Here is a 21,403-nt window from a genome sequence, read left to right on the forward strand (position 1 = left end):
TTCGGGGATGACAACAAGAATGGCAAAAGGCAAGTTCGAAAGCAGTTGGCGGTTGCGGATTAGGTGACGTCGACCTGGTGGAAGCCGAGGCTGTAGAGCAGGGTGGCGATGGTGGCGCGGGCGTTCTTTCGGGCGGTGTCGAGGATGCCGTCGGCGAGGGCGGACTGCTGGAGCTGCTGCTCGGCTTTGGCGCGGGTATCGGACTCGAGGTTCTGGTCGGCGGGAACGAGGAGGCCGGTGGAGCGGGCGTAGACGCGGGTGTGCTGGTTGTCGAGCGTGGTGACGAAGAGTTGCGATGCGGGCAGGGTGACGTGGATGGATTGACCGTTGTTGTCGATGCGGACGTCTTCGGGTTTGAGTTGCGAGAGATCGATGCCGGCGATGGACTGGCCGTGGACGACGAGGAGGAGGCGGTCGCCGGCGAGGAGGTCGGGGAGGACGGCACTGGACTTTGAACCTTCGACCACGGTGTCGATGGAGTAGACGACGGTTTCGAGGCGGTTGAGGCGCTGAATGCGCTGGACCACGGCGGGAACTGAGGTATCGAAGGTGGTGGTGCGGCCGGTGATGGCGGTGGCGACGCGGGCTAATACTCCAGTGGTTGCGTGGCGGATGAAGACGGCTAGAGCGGCGGCGCCGAGGATCAAGGAGAGCAGGACGACGAGGAGGGTTCCGGAGGATCTGCGGCCTGAGTCGTAGGAACCGTATTGGGTAGTCATTGTTGTTTGGATGCTACTACTTCGCGTGGCGGCCGGGGAGTATGGGTTACGGCAACTGCGCTGCGCTCGGGATGACGGGCTGGGAAGGCGGACCGCAGAGCCCTTTGGGGATGACAGAAGGAAAAGCAAGTGCAACAGCACAACCAAGTGCAAAAACAAATACAAGGATCCTTCCCCATTGGACTTCGCTCAGGGTCAGGGTGACGGCAAAGATAAAGACAACAGCAACAGCAACGGCAATTCGGGGGTCTCTCCGCTGCGCTGTTCACGGTGAGGCTGTGAACAGCTTCGGTCGAGATGACGATTTTTGTGGGGAGGAGTGGGGCGGTTGGAAGGTTCTGGGTTGAACGGTTCGATCGGAATGGGGGGATTGAATGTGTCGGGGTCCTTCACTGCGTTCAGGATGACTGCAAAGACAAAGGTAAAGGCAACATCAAAAGCAACTGCAAAAGCAGATCCCCTGCGGGGATGACAACAAAAAGGGCAACAGCAACTGCAACAGCAACTCCGACAGCAACTCCGACAGCAACTGCAACAGCAACTCCGACAGCAAATGCAAACTGCTGTGTACTGTTTTCGCAGCGGTAGGGGTGGAGTTAGGGTTTGAGGTTGGTTTCGAAGTGCCAGAGGATGCGGTTGTAGAGCTCGTCGCGCGCGGTGGGGCCGGCGATGGAGTGGGTTTTGCGTGGGAAGAGCTGTAGGTCGTAGGGGATGCCGGCTTCGATCAGGGGCTGGATGAATTGGATAGTGTTGGCCATGTGGACGTTGTCGTCTCCTGTGCCCTGGGCTAGGAGGAGACGACCTTTGAGGTTGGCGGCGTTGGTGATGGGGGAATCGTCCTTGTAGATGGCGGCGTTGTCGGAGGGGAGGCCGAGGTAGCGCTCGGTGTAGATGGAGTCGTAGTTGCGCCAGTCGGTGACGGGGGCTACGGCTACGCCGGCCCGGATGCGGTCGGTGTGGGTCATGGCGTAGAGGGTGAAGTAGCCGCCCCAGCTCCAACCCCACCAGCCGACGCGTTTGGGGTCGAGCTGCGGGTATTGGGTGAGGATCTGGTCGAGCGAGGCCATCTGGTCGGCGAACTGGATGGGGCCGAAGTTGCGATAGGCGGCCTGCTGGAAGTCGCGGCCACGGCCGCCACTGCCGCGGGTGTCGACGTCGAGGACTGCGAAGCCGTGCTGGGCGAGGAGCTCGTTGAAGATCTGGGTGGAGCTCCACGAGTTGCGGATGCTGCTTTGGGGGTGGGTCCGTTGTAGGGGTTGAGGATTAGAGGAACCGAGACGGACGTGGGGCTGGGTGAAGACGGAAGGGTGAGGCGGCCGTAAAGCTTGGTCTTACCGTCGGCTGCGGTGACGGAGACGATGTCACTGGTGACGGTGGTGGCGGGGGAAGGGGCTTCGACTTCCATATGGGAGAGCAGTTGCGAGTTACGTTGCAGAGGCTGATGACAGGCGGGGTGATGGCGTCGCTGTAGTAGTCGCTGAAGTGGGCGCCGTCGGGCGAGGTCTTTGTGCCGTGAGTGCCGCGACCGGCGGTGAGCTGATCTTTTGCGGTGCCATCGAGTTTGATGGACCAGAGATTGTCTTCGAGGGGCGAGCCTTCGTTGCTCGTGTAAAAGACAGTGCCTGACTTTTCGTCGATGCTGTTGACGTACTCGACTTCGTAGTCGCCCTGGGAGAGCTGGCGGGTGAGGGTGGCGTCGGCGGCGAGGGGATGGTGCTGGTCGAAGCTGTAGAGGTAGAGGTGGGTGTGGCCGTCGCGCCAGCTTTCGATGAGGAAGCGGCCGCCGGAGAGGATGTTGAGGTCGGTGCTGAAGTCGAGGTACTTGGAGTCGGTGTCGGTGTAGACGACGCGGGTCTTGCCGGATTTTGTGTCGGCGAAGTAGAGGTTGAGGTGCTGTTGATCGCGGGTGAGGACTTCGATGTAGACGGTGTTGGCGTCGACCCAGCCGAAGCGGGGGATGTAGTCGTTGTTGGGGCTGAAGGGGACTTCGACGAATTTGGTTTTGCCGCCTTTGGCGGAGACGATGCCGACGCGGACGGCGGGGTTGGGGTCGCCGGGCTGGGGGTAGCGCTGGCTGTCGAGGGTGGCGTGGGTGGGGATCCAGTCGGTGATGGGGTACTGGGGAACTTTGGCCTCGTTCATCTGGAGGTAGGCGATGGATTTGGAGTCGGGCGACCAGAAGTAGTTGCTGCGGACGTCGAGCTCTTCGAGGTAGACCCAATCGACCTCGCCATTGAGGAGGGTGTCGGTGGTGTCGTGGGTGAGGGCGGTCTCTTTGCCTGCGGCTGCGACTGGATGGATGTAGAGGTTGTGGTTGTGAAGGTAGGAGACGTTGGCGGCGTCGGGGGAGAACTTGGGATCGTCGCCGGATCCCTCGTGGGTGTCGACGATCAGGGTGCCAGTGCCGGCGGCGATGTCGTAGAGCCAGAGGCGGCCTCCATTGTCGAGGAGGAGGTGTTTGGAGTCGGCGGCCCAGAGGTAGGCGGACATGCCGTAGCGGGCGCGATGGTCTGCGTCTTTCTCGTTGACGGCGGCGGCGGTGAGTTTGCTGAGCTGCTCGGCGGTGGCGAGGACGCTGGCGTGGCCTGTGGCAGCTTCGATCTGGACGATATCGCCTGCCTTGCCGGTGGTGTCGTCGTCAGAGGCGATGTAGGTGAGGAGCTTGCCGTCGGGGCTCCAGTCGATGCCGTGGGGAGGGGTGCCGGTTAGGTTTTTGTTCGCGTCGGCGACGGTGCGGAGACCGGGGTCGGTCGTGGAGGGGTTTGGCAAAAGGCGGGAGCGGCGAAGAGGCAGAGCAGGAGGGCAGCGCGCAGGTTGGAGGGCATAGGTTTGGGTTTGAGTTTACAGAAAAGAAGTGCCGAGATGCGTCTTCCTCGCCTTGACCGAGAACCGTGGTAGATTGCACTCGAGCGGATTAGGTATCTGAGCGAATGCGAAGATGGCAAACGGTGATCGGAACTCTTCTCGTGGCGATACCGCTTTTGATCCTCGCCGCTATACCGCTCTTTTGCGTGCTGCTTGGATCACTAGGTATGGACATCCACTGGAACGGTTCGAAGGTACATTTCTACGTTGCGATGCTCTGCGTGGTGTTGACGCTGTTTGCGTGTTTTTTCACGGGCTTTCGCTTGCGTCGCAAGGGAGGGCGCGACGCAAGCTGATCTGCAAACCACGGCGTCACGAATCAGGCTTCCATGCTGGAGGAGGCCGAGATCTCGTGGCGAATTGCGAGGCGGTTCTGGTAGCTGGCGGCGATGAAGTCGCGGAAGAGCGGGTGTGGCTCTAGCGGCTTGGATTTGAATTCGGGGTGGAACTGGCAGCCGAGGAAGAAGGGGTGGGTGGGGATCTCTACGATCTCGACGTAGGTGGCGTCTGGCGTGGTGCCGGTGAGGCGGAGGCCGGCGCCGGTGAGGATGGCCTCGTACTCGCGGTTGAACTCGTAGCGGTGGCGGTGGCGCTCGCTGATCTCGGTCTTGCCGTAGGCGTGGGCGGCGAGGGAGTCGGGCTCCATGACGCAGTCCCAGGCTCCGAGGCGCATGGTGCCGCCCATCTCTTCGACGCCGGTGAGCTCGCGGAGTTTGTAGATGATGCGGTAGGGGGTGGCGGGGTCAAACTCGCCGGAGTTGGCGTCTTTGAGGCCGCAGACGTTGCGGGCGTACTCGATGCAGGCGGTTTGCATGCCGAGGCAGATGCCGAAGTAAGGGACGGCCTCTTCGCGGGCGTAGCGGATGGCGTTGAGCATGCCTTCGATGCCACGTTTGCCGAAGCCGCCGGGTACGAGGATGCCGTCGAAGCCCTGGAGCTGTGCGGCGTAGTCGGGGGTTTCGAGGCCTTCGGCTTCGAGCCAGGTGACACGGAGCTTGAGATTGTGGGCGAGGGCGCCGTGGACGAGAGCTTCTTTGAGGGACTTGTAGGAGTCTTCGTACTCGACGTATTTGCCGACGATGGCGATGGAGACTTCATCTTTGGGGTGGTAGGCGCGGCGGACGATGTCCTGCCAACGGGAGAGGTCGGGGGCTTTGGTCTCGATGCGGAGGTATTTCAGTGCGAGAGTGTCTACGCCTTCGGCGGCGAAGGTCAGGGGGACCTCGTAGATGCTGGCGACGTCGCGGGCGGCGATGACGGCGGGCTCTTCGACGTTGCAGAAGAGGGCGATCTTGTTGCGCATCTCGCGGGGGACGGCGCGGTCGGAGCGGCAGAGGAGGATGTCGGGCTGGATACCGATGGAGAGCATCTCTTTGACGGAGTGCTGGGTGGGCTTGGTTTTGAGTTCTTGTGCGGCGGCGATCCAGGGGATGAGAGTGACGTGGACGAAGCAGGTGTTTTCGCGGCCTAGGTCCTGGCGCATCTGGCGGATGGCTTCGAGGAAGGGAAGCGATTCGATGTCTCCGACGGTGCCGCCGATTTCGACGATGGCTACTTCGCAGTCGGCTGCGACCTTGCGCATGGCGTTTTTGATCTCGTTGGTGACGTGCGGGATGACCTGGACGGTCTTGCCGAGGTAGTCACCGCGACGCTCCTTGGTGATGATCTGCTCGTAGATGCGGCCGGTGGTGAGGTTGTTATCGCGGGTGAGCTTGGCGTGGGTGAAGCGCTCGTAGTGGCCGAGGTCGAGGTCGGTTTCAGCGCCGTCGTCGGTGACGAAGACTTCGCCGTGCTGGAAGGGCGACATGGTGCCGGGATCGACGTTGAGATAGGGGTCAAACTTCATGAGATTGACCTTGAGGCCACGGGCCTCCAAGAGGCAGCCAATAGAGGCTGCGGCGAGACCCTTGCCGAGCGAAGACACGACTCCGCCAGTTACGAAGATGTACTTTGCAGACATGTCCGCGACCTCTTTGTATGTATTTGAAATTTGTGCAGGATGGGCACGGTTAAGTATCGCAGGGTCCGGGCGCGGAAGCAATGGGTTGACTTTTCGAGGGGAAGTCAGGTTGAGTCATTCGGTAGTTAGCGAGGCGGGACGCTCACGTTCTGGTTTTCAGGGGATGGGATTTTTCGGAACTCCGCGCGAAATTTTTTGATCAGGAACTCCTGAATGAGGGAGGAAGCTGCGCCGGAGGCCGTGTCGATGAGTGCGTTTGAGATTGTGAGCCCTGCCCCGTTGCGGTCGCCGGCGGGGTAGTAGAGGTTGGAGAGGCCGGCTGAGGCGAAGTTTCCCAGGATGAAGGAGTAGTTCGGCTGCCAGTGGCCGTTGTCGCCTTTGCAGATGAAGGCGGTGGACATGGCGTAGAGCGCGCGGGAGCGAATGGTTCCGGTGCCTTTGTAGAAGTAGCGCGGGTCCTGGTGGAAGACCGACGGAAGGATTGCGTTGCCGATCATGTTGCCGATGAAGCCGTCGCCGTAGGAGGCCCCGAAGCGTTTGAAGTAGCCTGCTGCGCCCTGGCCGTAGCCGCTGAAGGTGTTTTGAGACTGCTCAACGCCAGCGATGATTGCAGGGATTGCGATAGATACGGGATCGTAGGCAGTCCTCAAGGCCAGGCGGAACTTCTGGCCAGCGCTGAGAGGGACAGCATCCCAGTTGTACGAGACGTAGAAGTTGGGGAAGACGCCGAGGACGCGCTGTTTTTCTTCGAGCGATACCTGCTCCTCGGCTATGTCGTGTCGTGTGAAGTTGACGTCGACGTTTGTCGTGGCGGAGGAGAGTTGCAGCATGATCGTCGGCAGCTCGTAGAGCTGTCCTTTTTGAAGGAGAAGGGCGGACGAGACCCAATTCGCAAAGCCGGATGAGACGACTGCGATCTTGAAGGTGCCGGGGGTGACGCCGGTGAAGTTGAAGGAGCCGGTTGAGTCTGTCGCGCTCGTGCGTTGGGGTCTCGAGTCGATGAACTGGATCGAGACGAGGGCGCCTTCGACCTGGGCTCCGCTGGGATCTACTACGGTGCCGCTGATGCTGCCGGGGGCTTGCTGGTCGGACGTGATGAAGTTGGCAGATTGTTGTTCGGGTGCGTTTGGCAGTTCGTCGGGGAGGGGGACGAGTGCGGCGACCTGGTGGATTGTGCCTGTTGGCGTCGAGTCGATTGGATTCGAGAGTGGAGCGAGGTCGGACTGGCGGGGACGTGTCTGTGCATGAGCATACGCACTGAACATCACGCACAGCAGGGTGGTCAGGAGAAAGGGGCCCGTATTACGCAAACGATGCATATCAGTTACGATTCCAATTGTAGAGGCGGGCGAAGAAATGCCTTATGAAAAGCATAGCGTGAGGAGCGGATTTCGCCGACCTGGTTGATCTTGCTTCTTTGATGGTCGATCCCACAATCACCCATCGGTCCAATCACTCGGATCGTCTCGAACAGGAACTGTTGCCGCATTGGATTCAATATCACTCTTAGAGTTTGCAACAGCCGAACGGTTGCAAACTGATTGATTTCGAATGAATCGCATCAGAGGATGCTTCCGAGGGTGTTAATGTCTTTGGATTCAAGGACGGATCGAGGGAAGCCGTGTCTGGCAACCCGCAGCATGGCGCGGCCTACCTCTTCCGTGGTGCCTATCTGTTTGGGAAATACGCTTTTCATGATGGGGAGGGCTGGTTTCAGGACGGAGTAGAAGGCGCGGTACAACTTTGTCTTGGATACGATGCCATGAAGCGGTTGAACGAATCCGATGCGGAACATGTAGGCAGCTTTGAAGGGGAGCTTGAGAAGGTCATTTTCGGTTTTGCCTTTGACGCGGGCCCACATGCTCGAACCGCGCTCGGTGCCGTCGGTTCCCGATCCCGAGACGTAGATGAATGTCATGGATGGGTTGAGCTTTGCCAGGGTTGTTGCAGCGGCCAGGGTGAGGTCATGCGTGACGCGGGTGTATTGCGCTTCGGACATGCCGGCGGATGTGACGCCGAGACAGAAGAAGCAGGCGTCGTAGCCGGTTAGGTCGGCTTCGATCGTGGAGTAATCGAAGAGGTCTGCGTGGACCAGTTCGCGCAGCTTGGGATGATGCTGGCCGGTTGGTGTTCGTCCGACGGTGAGAACCTGGTTTACGTCGGGGTCGAGCAGGCACTCGCGTAGAGCGCCCTGACCGACCATACCCGTTGCGCCGAAGATAACTACGTTCATCCGTTTGCCCTCAGTCTGAATGCGCGCGGTGGTGGATGCGACGCGGCCCATCGACGTTAAGTGGTGAGATCACGTCGATGGTTCCATGCTACAGGTGTGCTTCGAGGGGGTGATTGGCGCTAACGCGATTGCAGGATTGGGGACGGCGGGTTGAGGATGTTCGGCTTGGTGGGGCCAAGCACAACGATGGACAGTTGGCCGTCGGTGAGGAACTCGTCGCCGGTTCCGTTGGCTGTTTTCTTCGGGGTGTGGGGACGATCGATGAGCGCGTAGGAGGTTGCGGTGCCGGAGTAGAGGAGATCGGTTTCAATCCATTCGCGTTCGCGATCGACGTGGGGATCGATACGGTGGGACCACTTGGTGTTCTTTCTAGCGGTTGAGATCGCGATGTCGTGAGTGGCGGCTCCAATCCAGACCTCGCGGCCCTGATAGGTGCCTGGCTCCTTCCAGATGCGGATGTGATGACGCTTGGCAAAGGTGTCGAGGGACTTTTGAAAGACGAGATCGGGCGGTTTGCCGTTGATCGTCAGGAGAGACGGGAGCGTTGGTGTACCCGGCACCGCGAATGGTCGCCTGGACCGACTTCGCTGCAGAGCCCATGCTGAGGGAGTCTGCCTCGAACCATCCTGACTCCCGAAAGGCAGCTACGAGTTGCTGCTGTGAGCCGATGAACATGAGATTGGTTACGTCGGATGGTTTGTTGTCTTTGGTGTAGACGCGCAGAGGGGCTGCGGTTACGAGCGCCTTGAGCTGTGCATCGACCGGCAGTACGGGCCACCCTGACCAGGAGTCGCGGGTCTTCAGCATGGAGGGCCGGACGACCTGAATCTGAAGGTCGGTTCCTGCGGGAAAGAGAATCTCCCGTCGAATGGAGAGGCCGTAGACCGCGGAGACTCATTTGATGGTGTATCCGGCGATTGGATTGACCATGCCGAGACCGGCGAGAGCAATGGAGGTCTTGGTGGACGCGTGAGGCTGCACGATGCCGAGGATCTCGTTGTTGCGGACGGTTTCGCGAGCGTTATCGACGTCGAGGACTCGGGCGTAAAGTGGCGAACGCGTGCCGTTCGCATGAATGATGTTGGAAAAGTCGAGAACCAGCCGCGGGCGAGAGTACTTGTCCGGAGCTTTTTGCGCGAAGAGTACGGTTGCCTGAACCCTTGTGCCGGGGGCGATGACGAGCTCGCCAGAGGGACAGGCGATATTTTCTCCGTTCTTGCAGAGGGGATAAGTGACGGTGGCCTCGACGGGGTCGCCGGTCCGGGAGTGTTCGCTATAGACGGGGCCGCCAAGCCGGACGCTCAGAGTTTGGCCGGGGGCAAGATCGGCTTTCCTTGACTGGGCCGCACTGGCGGCGATGGTGTGTGGCATGTCGCCTTTTTCCTGGTTGAAAAAGTTGAACAAGGCGGTGAGAAATCCGCTGGTTGCGCCATTTTCAATGAGCAGGGTTTGGATCTCGAAGTTTGGGGAGTAGAGGAGGTAGTCAAGAGCGGTGTCGTTGTAGATGTCTTCGCGATTGATCTCTACGCCGTGCTGGATGAGTTGGTCTGCGATCTCCTCGTAGGAGACGATGATCTTCGGCTTGGTGATGTAGCTGGAGCCGAAGATGGTCCAGTGAAGCGCGGTGCGGCCGTACTGGTCCGTTGCTTTGACGTCGGCTCCGTCCGCAAGTAGCTTTTTGGCTTCGGTGAGCCGATCGAGGATGGGTTGCTCCTTGGTTTCGCGGGTGGCCTGGTAGAGCTTTTGAATGAGCGGTGAGGTGTGCGAGAGATCGAGGGTCACGGCGGCAGTATCCAGCTCGTCGTCCGGTGCGTCCTGCGTGTCTGCGGTGGTCTCGGCGGCCTCGGGAGGCGATTGTTGATCGGCTTGAGCTGAGGGTGCTGGCTGGCTTTGAGCGACCGCTTGATCTCCTGACGCAGGTCCGGCGAGAGTCAAGAAGATCCCAACGAGAAAGAGCGATACTCTCGATGCGCTTGGCATGTGTGACCTCTGATTTTAAATGGGCCGTCTCTGAGTGTGGAACCGGCACGGCCCTGCGTAAGGACAGCGGTTCGAAAGCCACGTATTCTACTCGGAGATGATGGCTGAAATCATATACGAGAGGACGGACGACAGCCACGATGTGGATTGATATTCAGGCTTGGGCGATGCGAGGGATGGACGCTCTGGCTGCGCGTCGCGGAGGGGGCCCGCTCACCTTGCGACGGGCGAGCATGGTGAACGGGAGGCTCTGTTTCATCTGCGGAAGTTGGGGTATACGGTCGTAGCGCAGAGGTGGAAGAGCGCGAAGTTGTGGGGGATATCGACCTGGTGGGGTGGGACGGGCCGACGCTGTGTTTTGTCGAGGTGAAGACGCGAGGTGCCAGGGATGGGATGACGGCGGAGTCGGCCGTGGACCGGGATAAGCGAGAGATGCTGCGGAGAATGGCGCGGGCGTATCTGAAGGGATTTCCGGAGAAATTGAGGGTTGATGTTCCGGTGAGGTTCGATGTGGTGTCGGTATACTTGCTGCCAACTGGAACTGAGTTCGAACTGTATCGGGGGGCGTTTGGATGGTGATGTATGCACAGGAGTCGGATGTTGCGACGCTGAATCCGGTTGAGTTGAGCGAGCGGCTCTCGGTGGTAGTGCGCGAGTCGATGCCGTGGCTGGTGACGGTGTCCGAGGCTGAGGCGAGCGTACCGGAGCGGCCGGACAAGTGGAGCGCGAAGCAGGTGATCGGGCATCTTATCGATTCAGCGGTCAACAACCTGGGAAGAATCGTCCGATTACAGATTGGGCCGGGGCAGAGCATGCCAGGTTATGAGCAGGTGGCGTGGGTGAATCTGCAGCACTATTCCAAGCGTGATTGGGCGCAGGTACTGGCGCTCTGGTTTGCGCTGAATGAGCACATGGCGTGGACGGTTGGTCATATCGAAAAGGCGCATCTGGGGGACGTTGGATCGGTTGCAGGGGAGTCTTTGACCCTCGGGTTTCTGATCGAGGACTACATCGCACATATGCGGCATCACTTGCGACTCATGAGGGTATGGGTGGGAATCGGTGGCGATGAGGTGGAGTCGTCGTCCAGAAATGGATGGAGCCGGTGTCTAATACACTTGATCTGTTTTGATCTACAAGGATGAGGGACTATGACGCTGCTGAATGCACCGGATTTCGATAGCCGTCGCGAGACACGAAACCGTAATTTGTTGATTGCTTTTGGGGTTTTTGTTCTGCTGTTGGTCGTGTCGGGGGTAGGTGGTTTTCTGTTGGGACATGGTTGGTTCTTTTCTAACATTCCGGCTGAGCACAAGGTAAGCAACTTCTTCAGCGCACTCGAAACCCAGGATTATGGCAAGGCGTTTGCGATTTATACAAATGACCCGGACTGGCAGCAACATCCCGAACGTCACGCGGACTATCCGCTGAAGAGATTCACCGAAGACTGGACGAGCGCGAGCCCCGTCGGTGAACCGATTCGTTCCCACCATGTTGACATCTCGAAGACAGACGGGACAGGGGCGTTTGGAAGCGGGATTATTGTCGCAGTGAGGGTGAATGGCGACCACAAGCTCTTTATGTGGTACGAGCGCAAGGACGGGACGCTGACCGAACCGGCACCGCATATTCTTCAGTATGATTAGCTGTTGGATGGGAAGACACACAGTAGAATAAAGGTTTGCCTCGCACTTCAAGTAGAATCACTGAAGCCTGCCCGGCGAACTAGGAGAATTTGGTTTTTGAAGAAAGCCCTCATTACCGGAGTCACAGGCCAAGACGGATGGAATGGGTACCTCCGACGGATACGAAGTATATCGAGATCGCTCGCGGCCGCGAAGCTATCTACAGCCACATCACCGAGGTCGCCTTTCGAAAGGCATTTGCTGCGTACTTCATTGTTATCGATGAGCTTACTCTGGCGAATGGCCGCATACTGTTCCACCTGCAAAGGGCGTAGTGCATGAAGTTATTGCTGCACGCGGTAGCTACCGGCCTCGGATTGTCTGTTCTTTGTTGCCTGCCGCTGATCGGCCCCTTGGTTAGTCCTGCACATTTGATCGTTTATCACAGCAGCGGGCCTGTGGTTTCGGTCTTTGTCGCTGCTCTTCTCGACGTGATCATTCTGTGGCTCATTTTGACAGGGCTATTTCTTGTCGCACAAAAACCCCTAGACTTTGGCTGGCCTTGTGGCTCGGATTAATAGTGTTAGGTCCGTGGATGCTGTTGAAGATCGGTGCGAAGGCACAAGCCTGGCCGCTGCCTCATTGGATAAGTCGAACGCTGTTCTTTGGGTCTATCTTATCCCTGGTTGCCATCGCGATGTGCTGGCAACCATCGTTCGTGCGCACCTTTCAGCGAATACAGCGTTTTGCAACAACACTATTAGACTTCACCGCAATCTTCGGTGCTATTACTATCAGCCAACTTCTTTGGTGTCTCTGGCAAGCGCGAGAACTGAATACACCGATTTCATTCCATCAGCGACTTGTTGAGACAGCTCTCACTCGATCACATGCAAAGCCAAGAATCATTTGGATACTGCTCGATGAACTCTCTTATGAACAAGTTTATGAACATAGATTTGTGGGGTTGGATCTTCCTGCTTTCGATAGGATTGCGCAACAATCTACTGTTTTCACTCACGTCGTTCCCGCCGGAATCATGACTGAGAATGTAATCCCTTCGCTGATGACTGGACTGCCAGTGGACCGTATCCGCTCTTCTGCAGATCGCACACGACTCTCGTTACACGATCCGGTTTCGAATCACTGGCACTTCTTCGATCAGCATGAAACGATCTTTCAGGACGCTCTGAATGCCGGCTACAGCACGGCTGTTACGGGATGGTTCAACCCATATTGCAGAATTCTTCCCAGCGTCATAGATCGCTGCTATTGGACGTCTCACCAGCTAACGCCTACAGGGTCGATCGGGGATGCTTCTATCACCGCAAATGCCCTTGCCCCACTGCGGGATTCCGTTGAATCTACTCTCAAAGTCTTCTCTACAGTAGACGATCAGGGGGCCGAGCTTCACATCAGCGACTATCGCGAACTCCTCGAAGCGGCGGATGAACAATTGAAAGATTCTTCGAGCGGGTTTCTTTTTCTTCACATGCCGGTTCCCCATCCGGGTGGGATCTATGATCGCAGAACGGGTCGGTTTGCCTTGAATGAGAGTTCGTATATCGACAATCTTGCGCTTGCAGATCGGTATCTCGACCATGTTTATCAATTGCTGACGCAGCGCAATGAATGGGATTCTTCGATGATTTTGATCATGGGGGATCACTCGTGGCGAACGCAGTTACTCTGGGCTGAGTCTCGCGTGTGGACTGCCGAGGATCAGGCCGCGAGTCATGGAGGCAAGTTTGATGATCGGCCTGCATACATCGTCAAAATGCCCCATCAGAACCAGCCTTTACAGGTCGAAACGCCGTTTCAAGCCATCCGTACTCGTGCGTTGCTTCAAGGGTTCCTCAATAGTCAAATCCATTCAGCGGAGGATCTTACGGCATTCGCCGCGCAGGATGAGGCACCATGACGAAAATAAAGTCGTCTGTTAGCAGACTGTCGTGTATACGATGCGAAAGCTTCTGCCAAGAATTTGAGCTCTGGCCTGACCGATCTTGTGTGCCAGATGGATTGTTAGTGTAACGCAGCTTTTGATGTACCTGGATGGCTGCCGGACGGGGCGTGAAGAGCTGGGAAGCGCGTAGCGATTCCCAGCTCTTCACGCCCCGTGAGATTGGTTTCAATCGCCTAGGCTTCTGGCGCCGGTGAGCGATGCCCAGCGACGAGTGCGGCCTGATCGTGTTGTAGTGAACCCGCCAGCGTTCGGCCAGAACCTGCACCTCCTTCAGTGAGTAGAAGATTTCTCGGTTTAGGAACTCATCTCTGAGCTTCGAGTTGAAGCTCTCGCAGTAACCGTTCGCCCAGGGACTTCCGGGTTCGATATAGGGCGTCTTTGCACCGGTATCAGCCAGCCATTTGCGAAGGTCTTTGGCGACGAACTCAGGGCCGTTGTCGGAACGGATATGTTCTGGAACGCCCTTCATCACCATCACATCAGCCAGCGCCTCGATCACTTTGGCGCTGCTCCATCGCCGTTCGGGACGCACGAGCAGACTCTCCCTGGTGTGCTCATCGATCAGGTTCAACATCCGCACCGTCCTCCTGTCATGCGTCTTAGCACTCACGAAGTCATAGCTCCAGATATGGTTGGTGTGGTGCGGACGCAGCCGCACGCACGACCCGTCGTTGAGCCACAACCGCCCTCTTGGCTTCTGTCTCTGTGGAACCTTCAGCCCTCACGACGCCAGATCCGCTCTACCCGGTCCTTGCCAACCTGCCAGCCTGTCCGCTGGAGCAACGCCGTGATCCGGAGGTATCCATAACGGCCATACTGACTGGCCAACGTGATGATGGCCTGAGTAAGCGTGTCTTCGTCTTCCCGCTGTGTCGGCCGGTAGCGCTGGGTGCCGCGTGGCTGCTTCGCCACACGGCAGGCCTGCCGCTCGCTCATGCCATGCGCATCACGCGCATGGATCACCGCACAGCGCCGTCGTTTAGGGCTTAGAAGTTTCCCGAGGCGATGTCCTTCAACACCAGCTTCTCCAGGTTCAACTCGGAGACCAACCGCTTCAGCTTTGCGTTCTCCTGCGCAAGCTATTTCAGACGCCGAGCCTGGTCCACCTTCAAGCCACCGTACTCCTTGCGCCAACGGTAGTACGTCTGCTCTACGATCTCGGCTTCCTTGCACGGCTGTGGCAATGTCTTGCCATTCGCTACTCCCACCTCAACCTGCCGCAGCAGGTTCACGATCTGCTACGCTGTATGCTTTTTGCCTCGCGTCATACATAGCTCCTCTTGTTCCAGTTTTATCGCTTCTCAACTGGTACAAAAGGGGCCGGGCAGACCAGCCTGTTTGAAGTCTCAGGTTTGGACCGGGCGCGCTGGAACAGCGCCTCGCCCATTCGCTCGATATTTCGCGACGCTTTGTGGGGCTGGTCTGCCATATTTCAACCCGCACAGCTTCCGAAACACACTTGTCCGGCTCGGCCAAGATTTGTGTAAATAACCTTAGAATTTAAGGCATGGAGCCAGAACCTCGGACGTGAAAAAGTTCTGACGACCTTCGTCAGCTACGGAGCAGTTGCGCGTGATCGCCAAGGGCGAGATCCTACGAGACCTGGCAACTCCGCAACAGTCGGTGCAATCGGGTGCGAATCAAATTGTGGAGGCACTGTTCGAGAAATTCCGCCATTCTGGGTTGGATGTGCGTGTCAAATGATCTAGAGGGCTGGTGGAGGACCAAATTGAAGGTGGCCAAAGAAAAGACGACGAGGAGTAGCGTGTGGAGGGTGAGGTCGTCGTTCTGGGCTCGGGACCATTGTCGGTCTTCAGATTGAGATTGTTGCGGCAGCCGATTCGGGTCCGCCGACGTTTCGAAAGAGCCAGTTTGCGATGGATGGCTCATTCGAAGGAGTAGCATCACGGCAATACAGTCAAGGCCTGCAGGAGTCTCTGTTACCTCGGTATTAAGATCACCAATTGAGCCATTGCGGGGCCCATATGTGGTAGAACCTAGTTTTCAATCTTCTGTACCAAGCAGAGCAAGGAAGGATTCTTTTATGGTATGGTCTGATATTTTCTCCTGGGGGCCGCGTAGAAAAGGCGTATCCGGGTTGGTGGTACTTTTATTTGCCTTGTTTTCGTGCTTGCCGTCCTTGTCGCAGACAGCGACAGCAACGACAACGACTCTGGCGGTGACTCCATCTAATTCCATTGCTGCGCAACAGATTGCCACGTTGACTGCGTCGGTGCAGGCTGGAGGGCAGCCGGTCACGGTCGGGACGGTTAACTTTTTTGATGGCAAGCTGTATCTCGGCTCGGTTCAGGTGGTCCGCAACGCCGTGCACGGATATGCCGTGGGCACAGCGAACATGAAGATGGCTCTCAGTGTGGGGACACACTCGATTGTCGCTACATTTCTTCCGACGGCGACTCTGGCTTCCAGCACTTCGACAAGCCAAACGGTTACTGTTACAGGATCGGGGACAAATGTAGCGAAAACGACGGTACTGACGTTGACAGACCAAGCAGCGTCGGGCGGGACGTTATTCACTGCTACGTTGGCTGCTTCCGGGATACCGAAACCTACAGGTTCCGTTGTATTTTCCGATCAAACTACCGGCACAAGCCTGGGAACTGTTTCGGTGAACCCAGCAAGCTTTAGCAACGGTTTCTCGCCTATATTGACGATCCCCATAAAGTCATTTGGAATTCAGGCGGTAGATCTTAATGGGGATGGCCTTCCGGACCTTCTGTCGGCAGATTCCTCCACCGCGAATCTGCAAGTTCGGCCGTATTTGAATAAGGGTGACGGAACGTTTCAAGCCGGGACGCTGATTCCCGGAACTTATGGATCGCTTAGCGATTCGCCGCTAGTCCTTGTGGCGGACTTTAACGGAGATGGGGTTCCCGACGTTGTGAGTCTTGAGGGTTATAACGCCAACGCCTTACCGGAGGGGAGGGCGGGTACCAACAGATTATTGTTGATCTTGGTCTTGGAGACGGGACGTTTGGAGCCAATCAAATATTGTTCACGTCTCCTTCGCAGTCGATCTTACATAACCCTGTTATAGCGGATTTCAATGGAGACGGCATACCAGATTTCGGGGCCGCCTACAACTCTGGAGGCTTTGGTTCTAGTGTTCCCCGTCTTCTGGTTATTATATTTTTCCAGGCAAAGGAGACGGAACATTTGGTGGTCCAATCACCAGCAGCGGTGTAGGAACACCCGTCGTTGTGCAGGACTTTAATGGCGATGGAATTGCAGATTACGCCTCCGAAAATACGAATTCCTCAACAACGCCTATCACATTTTCGGTGCAGATCATGCTGGGAAAGGGTGACGGGACATTTATGCCCTCAGGCTCCTATCCGGCAGCGTCAGACATCGGCACTTATGGCTTGGCGGCTGTGCAGTCCCGCGGCAATGGGGTCACCGATCTGGTTGTGACTTATTACGATTCGACCAATAACGGTTCGATCGGCCTGATGTTAGGCAACGGTGACGGTACGTTTCTTCCCGAGGTTATATACCCTTTCACCGTTCTATATCCGAGTGGGGGTCGAGTCCGTGTTGGCGACGTGACCGGGGACGGTCTGCAAGACATCGTGATTCCCAAGATTAATGTATTCGACAATGACCCGGGGTCCTTCGTGGTTTTTGCCGGAAACGGAGATGGGACCTATCAGCCGGGAGTCGTCAATAGCCTTCCACCGAATACAAGAAACACTACGGGGGACCTGTTTGCGGTTGCCGACTTCAATCATGACGGACTAGCCGATATAGCAGGGTTCAACCCTCTACTCGACGGGATGATTTATGTTCTCTCGGCGAGTTCACAGGGGAACGCGACTTACGATTCCAACATTCCTTTTACGACAACGATCTATGGCCAGGGTGTTCATCAGCTGGTCGCGACTTATTCCGGAGATTCGAACTACGCCTCCAATACTTCGAACATCCTAACGCAACAGGCAGTTAAGACACCTCCACCGCCGCCCCCACCTTTACTTTAGCTGCGAATCCTTCGATTTTGAGCATTCTTGCAGGAATGACCGGTACAGCTACTTTGAGCGTGACGCCGCAAAACGGATTCAACAGCGCGGTGACGTTCAGCTGCTCTGGCCTGCCTGCAAATAGCACATGCAGTTTTTCACCCTCCTCGGTAACGCCAAGCAATGGATCCGTCACTACGACGTTCACGATGGCGACAAACGTTCAGACCGCCGCGAATCAGGTTCCGCTGCGTACTTTGCGAAGTGCAACGATTTCGTTTGGGCTGTTGTTCGGCTTTGTCCCTTTTGTTGGTATGGGGTTTACGCGAAGAGGGCGGTGGTTGTCTTTCAATGGAGGCCGATATCGAATGTTGTTGTTCTTTGCGGGGACGGTTGCGCTTGCGGCGACATTGGTTCTGGGCTGTAGTGGCAGTAACGGTGGTACTTCGTCGACGCCTCCGCCACCTGTAACACACATAACACCTGCTGGAACGAGCAACGTTACGGTGAATGCGATCTCTTCGGGCTCGTCCGGGACATCGGTGACGACTGTCTTGAGCGTTACCGTCTCAAATTGAGGGTGTCAGAGAGAGGAGCCTATCGAGGTACTGCAGCGTTGAGGCTTGCGTAGTCGCAGATGAGTTCTTCTCCTGTACCCCCTAGTAGCATGCCGTCAAATGGAGTTTCGCCTCCAAATGTCTTGGGTAGCGGTGCCCCCAGGGGCCGCTAAAGGCGAACAGGAGCCTTTTGTATGAAATACCTGCTGTCGCGGGTCTATTCTAGAAGCATCAAAATGAAACGGGTTAGATTTATTTTCTTTCTGCCACTCTGTCTGATTCTTCAGGCTTGTAGTGGTCTAGTTCCTTCGGGGTTCCCTGTCGCTTCTGCTATTCAGCCAACAACGACCCCTCTAAACGAGACCGTCGTCTTTGTCGGTGATTCGATAACGGCGATTTGGGGTGAGCAGGCCGACTTCACAGCGCACAATAACTGGATCAATAAAGGGATATCCGGCGAGACATCCACACAACTTGCGGATCGCTATCAGCGCGATGTCGTCGATCTCCATCCCGGTACTGTCCATATTGTCATAGGGACGAATGATGTTTCGCCTGGTTGGAAACTCTGTGATCCCTTTGCCCGCGATAGGGCTACTGCGACCACCCCTCCAGGACCTGCGGCACTCAAGTCTCTCCCGGAGACCTGCTCTAACATTCTGTATATGCTTGAGACAGCCAAGCGAAACAAAATTAAGGTTGTCATCGGGACAATCCCACCATGGGGCTGCTCTGACCGCCCGAAATGCGGTTTATCTATCTCCGACGTTTCACAAAAGCGTTACGACCGCATCGCGCAGCTAAATTCATGGATCAAGACTTTCGCCGTGGAAGAGGGCGTTACTTTAGTGGACTATCACACAGCACTGACCAATGCTGAAGGCCTTCACTATGCTGCCGGGCTAACGCTGGATGGGATTCATCCCGTTGCCGCAGGCTATGCCTTAATGCAGCCGCTCGTTGAATCCGCATTAGACCAATGAATCAAGTCGGATCGGGGGAGGTCCAAATCGCTAGCTGGTCCAAGATGGGCTGCCAGAGCGAAAATCCAGCAAGCCCTAGACGTAGTGCGGGTGATAGGCAACAACGCTGTTCATCCAGCTTTCTCGTGTGGGCCGCGTAGGAAAGGCCGGCTTGATATGGGCATCGGCGAGACGCTGATCAAGCGTTGCTGACGAGGGATTCCATCCGACGTTATTTGGTCGGCGACCCACAGGCTACTGGAGTGCCGGGCACTCCACCATCAATTGGACATTCTAGGTGTGCCTTTAAATCGCAACGCCAGTGGATACCACAGTGGGGTGCCATAGAACTTACTCAATCTCCAACTGGGAAACAAGCGGCGTATCACTTTGCGTACCAAGCTGGTTTCTTGGTACGCAACTTCCCCCAAAACCGGGGATTGGAGGATTCTTTCAGGATAAAACCGATCAAGAGGAGCGAATAACTCAGACAGCGTTTTCACAGTCAATTGATATTCAAAAAAACAACTGCGCGCATGATACTCGAGGGTTGTGACAAAAATATCGCCTTTGAAAAACTCGTTGATTGCTTTCGTCATGCCGCGGCGGATTTCATCCGGAATATGTTCGAACACTGAGACAGAAGCGATATGGGTTATCTGTGGATTTTGTTTCAACAATTGCGCAAGTGATTCATAACTTCCTAGGTTACGATGAAAGATGATGTTAGGAAGACAACCTCTTCCTTCCCCAACGTTCACATCCAACACATGCACTTCTTTGACGTAAGGGGCGATTACTGTCGTAAAAAATCCTGCCCCTGTAATTGGTGAGCCTCCACCGATATCCAGCACGACGGAGTCCGGGGTCAGGTCAAGCAACTCAATGGCTTGATGGTATTCCCAGAATCGTTGGCTTAACTTGCCTCCGCCATATATGTTTCCATCCCATTCCGCGGGACTATTCACGGCGCCGTATGCCTGCCAGAGAGCTGCCTTAAGTTTTTCAGTTAGAAGTGTCATCTTTTTAAAAGTTATACATTAGGCGAAAACATTTGGGTCTTACTTGAAGTAAGCATCTTCGGGCAGAACTGGCGAAACGTCCACGGATTCGATGACATCAGCTTGAACCTCCTGCTTACCATGAATTGAATTTGCGTGTAGATACCGACCCTGTAAAATTTGTCGTATCTGCCATGTTGCTGGAAAAACAATGAACACTAGGTAAGAGATGATCGTTCCCAACAGAACCCCAGTCGCTCCAAGATGCTGCACCAAAACGATAGAGAGGATAAGATTCAGGACCGCCGCGAGGCTTGAGTAGATGGCCTGCAATCGGATATGCTGGGTCGCCGCCAGCAAAGCCCCTTGGTTGACTGTAATCGACAGCAGAACTATCCAGAAACACATGCCCCATAAAAGAACAGAACCGGGAACAGCCGCCTTACCAGCCCATACACCGATGACCCAACGACCCGCAAAACCAAGAACCAGCGCAGCGGGAATGACTGTCAATACCGTAGCACGCATGATTCGGTGGTAAGCTGTGCGAATCCAGGCGAGGTCATGGCTTACATACGCTTCGGAAAACGCCGGCCAAAGCGACGGCACCAGGAGAGATTGCAGTACCGAGGCATACCCTACGAGCCTCCAGGTGACCGCGTATGGAGTCACCTGTTCGGCCCCCAGGAAGTGCGCAATAATGAGATTATCCGTATTGAAGACGGCGAGCCCAGCGATCTGAAGAACGAAAAACAGCATTCCGTGACTCATAATCTCGCGGACTACGCCCAGATGCACGCTTCGCAGCGTCGGACGAATGCGTGGTTCATGACGAAGTGCCATCCACAGATTCAGAAGAATGGTTCCAGTCAGCATTGCGGCGCAATAAGCGATCATCAGATCAACTACTGTGCCATGTATCCGTACCACTACTACGATAGCAACCAGGCTAAGCGCGCTGCTAAGCATCGCAAACGCATTTGCAACTGGCACACGCTGATACCCACCCATCACCTTATTCGCAAGGCCCAGAGGCAGAGTGAGAAGAACATAGCCGAATGAGATGGCTGCACACATTCCAGCCTGTAGCGCAACCGCCGGATCGCGCAATCCGAAGAGCTTGCCCCAATCGATAAGAGGCCAGCTCAGAGCCCCCAAGAGTCCAAGAGCCGTAGCGACCGCACATGTTGCCCAGAAGGCTGTGGCATAGTAGCGTCTCGCCATCTCATCCGAGCGTTCGGCATAAGCTCGCGAGATATAATTCGTCAACGTATTCGCAATGCCCAGATCGAGCACTGCCAACACCATGATCGTGGTGCTAATCGTTACCCAGAACCCATATTGTTCCGGGCCAAGATAACGAATTGCAATTGGCAGACTGACAGCATTTACCAGAACAGCCGTCGCCTTCCCCCAACTCCCGACACCCCCTTTGAGTACGCGAGCCAGCCGCGGGTCATCTTTTAGCTTGGCGTGGAACGCATGAATCATCGAAGGTTAATATCTCTCTCTTGAGACTCGCAATTGAATGAAACACCCATTCGAACGAAATGCC

At 56.4% G+C, this 21,403-nt stretch carries 20 protein-coding genes and 2 pseudogenes; 10 read left to right on the forward strand and 12 right to left on the reverse strand.

The window, feature by feature from the left end; all coding sequences use genetic code 11:
* Positions 1–59: 59 nt before the first annotated feature.
* From RBB80_RS08030 to RBB80_RS08040, 3 genes are all read right to left on the reverse strand, one after another.
* Positions 60–719 carry a DUF4230 domain-containing protein gene (locus tag RBB80_RS08030; RefSeq protein WP_433967681.1) on the reverse strand — a complete coding sequence of 220 codons (660 nt, stop codon included), beginning with the start codon at positions 717–719 and terminating at the stop codon, positions 60–62.
* A gap of 596 nt (positions 720–1,315) precedes the next feature.
* Entirely contained in the window at positions 1,316–1,945 is a 630-nt protein-coding gene (locus RBB80_RS08035; protein WP_433969570.1) for an alpha/beta fold hydrolase, read from the reverse strand.
* A gap of 37 nt (positions 1,946–1,982) precedes the next feature.
* Entirely contained in the window at positions 1,983–3,488 is a 1,506-nt protein-coding gene (locus RBB80_RS08040) for a DPP IV N-terminal domain-containing protein (RefSeq protein WP_433967682.1), read from the reverse strand.
* Between the two features lie 179 nt (positions 3,489–3,667).
* On the opposite strand from RBB80_RS08040, the gene RBB80_RS08045 reads away from it, so the two are divergent.
* Positions 3,668–3,880 carry a hypothetical protein gene (locus RBB80_RS08045; RefSeq protein WP_433967684.1) on the forward strand — a complete coding sequence of 71 codons (213 nt, stop codon included), beginning with the start codon at positions 3,668–3,670 and terminating at the stop codon, positions 3,878–3,880.
* Between the two features lie 23 nt (positions 3,881–3,903).
* On the opposite strand, the gene RBB80_RS08050 is transcribed toward RBB80_RS08045, so the two are convergent.
* From RBB80_RS08050 to RBB80_RS08070, 5 genes and pseudogenes are all read right to left on the reverse strand, one after another.
* Entirely contained in the window at positions 3,904–5,544 is a 1,641-nt protein-coding gene (locus RBB80_RS08050) for a CTP synthase (protein WP_433967686.1), read from the reverse strand.
* A 125-nt stretch (positions 5,545–5,669) separates the two neighbouring features.
* The gene (locus RBB80_RS08055) at positions 5,670–6,863 is read right to left on the reverse strand and encodes a carboxypeptidase-like regulatory domain-containing protein (RefSeq protein ID WP_433967688.1); all 1,194 of its coding nucleotides are present in this window, start codon (positions 6,861–6,863) and stop codon (positions 5,670–5,672) included.
* Between the two features lie 242 nt (positions 6,864–7,105).
* Positions 7,106–7,828 carry an NAD-dependent epimerase/dehydratase family protein gene (locus RBB80_RS08060; protein ID WP_433967689.1) on the reverse strand — a complete coding sequence of 241 codons (723 nt, stop codon included), beginning with the start codon at positions 7,826–7,828 and terminating at the stop codon, positions 7,106–7,108.
* A 68-nt stretch (positions 7,829–7,896) separates the two neighbouring features.
* Positions 7,897–8,584: pseudogene (locus RBB80_RS08065) on the reverse strand (LssY C-terminal domain-containing protein).
* A gap of 87 nt (positions 8,585–8,671) precedes the next feature.
* Positions 8,672–9,757, reverse strand: a complete 1,086-nt coding sequence (locus RBB80_RS08070; RefSeq protein WP_433967691.1) for an ankyrin repeat domain-containing protein — start codon at positions 9,755–9,757, stop codon at positions 8,672–8,674.
* A gap of 294 nt (positions 9,758–10,051) precedes the next feature.
* Here RBB80_RS08070 and RBB80_RS08075 point away from each other — a divergent pair, with 294 nt between their 5' ends.
* The 5 genes from RBB80_RS08075 to RBB80_RS08095 all read left to right on the forward strand — a co-directional run bounded on the left by RBB80_RS08075 (position 10,052) and on the right by RBB80_RS08095 (position 13,303).
* Complete coding sequence (locus RBB80_RS08075; protein ID WP_433967693.1) at positions 10,052–10,336, forward strand: YraN family protein; 285 nt, start codon at positions 10,052–10,054, stop codon at positions 10,334–10,336.
* Complete coding sequence (locus RBB80_RS08080; RefSeq protein ID WP_433967694.1) at positions 10,330–10,902, forward strand: DinB family protein; 573 nt, start codon at positions 10,330–10,332, stop codon at positions 10,900–10,902. Before RBB80_RS08075 ends, RBB80_RS08080 begins: the two co-directional genes overlap by 7 nt.
* Positions 10,903–10,908: 6 nt before the next feature.
* Positions 10,909–11,403, forward strand: coding sequence for a hypothetical protein (locus tag RBB80_RS08085; RefSeq protein ID WP_433967696.1), 495 nt, complete (start codon positions 10,909–10,911; stop codon positions 11,401–11,403).
* Positions 11,404–11,540: 137 nt separating this feature from the next.
* Positions 11,541–11,717: a hypothetical protein gene (locus RBB80_RS08090; RefSeq protein ID WP_433967698.1), complete on the forward strand. Its 177-nt coding sequence runs from the start codon at positions 11,541–11,543 to the stop codon at positions 11,715–11,717.
* A 167-nt stretch (positions 11,718–11,884) separates the two neighbouring features.
* Positions 11,885–13,303: a sulfatase-like hydrolase/transferase gene (locus tag RBB80_RS08095; RefSeq protein WP_433967700.1), complete on the forward strand. Its 1,419-nt coding sequence runs from the start codon at positions 11,885–11,887 to the stop codon at positions 13,301–13,303.
* Between the two features lie 218 nt (positions 13,304–13,521).
* Here the strand turns inward: RBB80_RS08095 and RBB80_RS08100 are convergent.
* Positions 13,522–14,583 (reverse strand): annotated as a pseudogene (locus RBB80_RS08100) (IS3 family transposase).
* 944 nt (positions 14,584–15,527) lie between these two features.
* Between RBB80_RS08100 and RBB80_RS08105 the strand changes: the two are divergent.
* Positions 15,528–16,406 (forward strand): FG-GAP-like repeat-containing protein, encoded by an 879-nt coding sequence (locus tag RBB80_RS08105; protein ID WP_433967702.1) that lies wholly within the window; start codon positions 15,528–15,530, stop codon positions 16,404–16,406.
* A gap of 163 nt (positions 16,407–16,569) precedes the next feature.
* On the forward strand, positions 16,570–17,349 hold the full coding sequence (locus RBB80_RS08110; protein ID WP_433967704.1) for an FG-GAP-like repeat-containing protein: 780 nt from the start codon (positions 16,570–16,572) through the stop codon (positions 17,347–17,349).
* Here RBB80_RS08110 and RBB80_RS08115 read toward each other — a convergent pair.
* Complete coding sequence (locus tag RBB80_RS08115; protein WP_433967706.1) at positions 17,312–17,536, reverse strand: hypothetical protein; 225 nt, start codon at positions 17,534–17,536, stop codon at positions 17,312–17,314. The two genes, RBB80_RS08110 and RBB80_RS08115, sit on opposite strands and share 38 nt — an antisense overlap.
* A 1-nt stretch (position 17,537) precedes the next feature.
* Between RBB80_RS08115 and RBB80_RS08120 the strand changes: the two genes are divergently transcribed.
* Both RBB80_RS08120 and RBB80_RS08125 read left to right on the forward strand, forming a co-directional pair.
* Complete coding sequence (locus RBB80_RS08120) at positions 17,538–17,906, forward strand: hypothetical protein (RefSeq protein WP_433967708.1); 369 nt, start codon at positions 17,538–17,540, stop codon at positions 17,904–17,906.
* Between the two features lie 173 nt (positions 17,907–18,079).
* Positions 18,080–18,868 (forward strand): GDSL-type esterase/lipase family protein, encoded by a 789-nt coding sequence (locus tag RBB80_RS08125; protein WP_433967710.1) that lies wholly within the window; start codon positions 18,080–18,082, stop codon positions 18,866–18,868.
* Positions 18,869–19,128: 260 nt separating this feature from the next.
* On the opposite strand, the gene RBB80_RS08130 is transcribed toward RBB80_RS08125, so the two are convergent.
* Positions 19,129–19,869 carry a hypothetical protein gene (locus tag RBB80_RS08130; RefSeq protein ID WP_433967712.1) on the reverse strand — a complete coding sequence of 247 codons (741 nt, stop codon included), beginning with the start codon at positions 19,867–19,869 and terminating at the stop codon, positions 19,129–19,131.
* Between the two features lie 39 nt (positions 19,870–19,908).
* Positions 19,909–21,339 carry a lipopolysaccharide biosynthesis protein gene (locus tag RBB80_RS08135; protein WP_433967714.1) on the reverse strand — a complete coding sequence of 477 codons (1,431 nt, stop codon included), beginning with the start codon at positions 21,337–21,339 and terminating at the stop codon, positions 19,909–19,911.
* Positions 21,340–21,403 lie beyond the last annotated feature (64 nt).

Source organism: Tunturiibacter gelidiferens, assembly GCF_051013345.1.
GTDB classification, from domain to species: domain Bacteria; phylum Acidobacteriota; class Terriglobia; order Terriglobales; family Acidobacteriaceae; genus Edaphobacter; species Edaphobacter gelidiferens_A.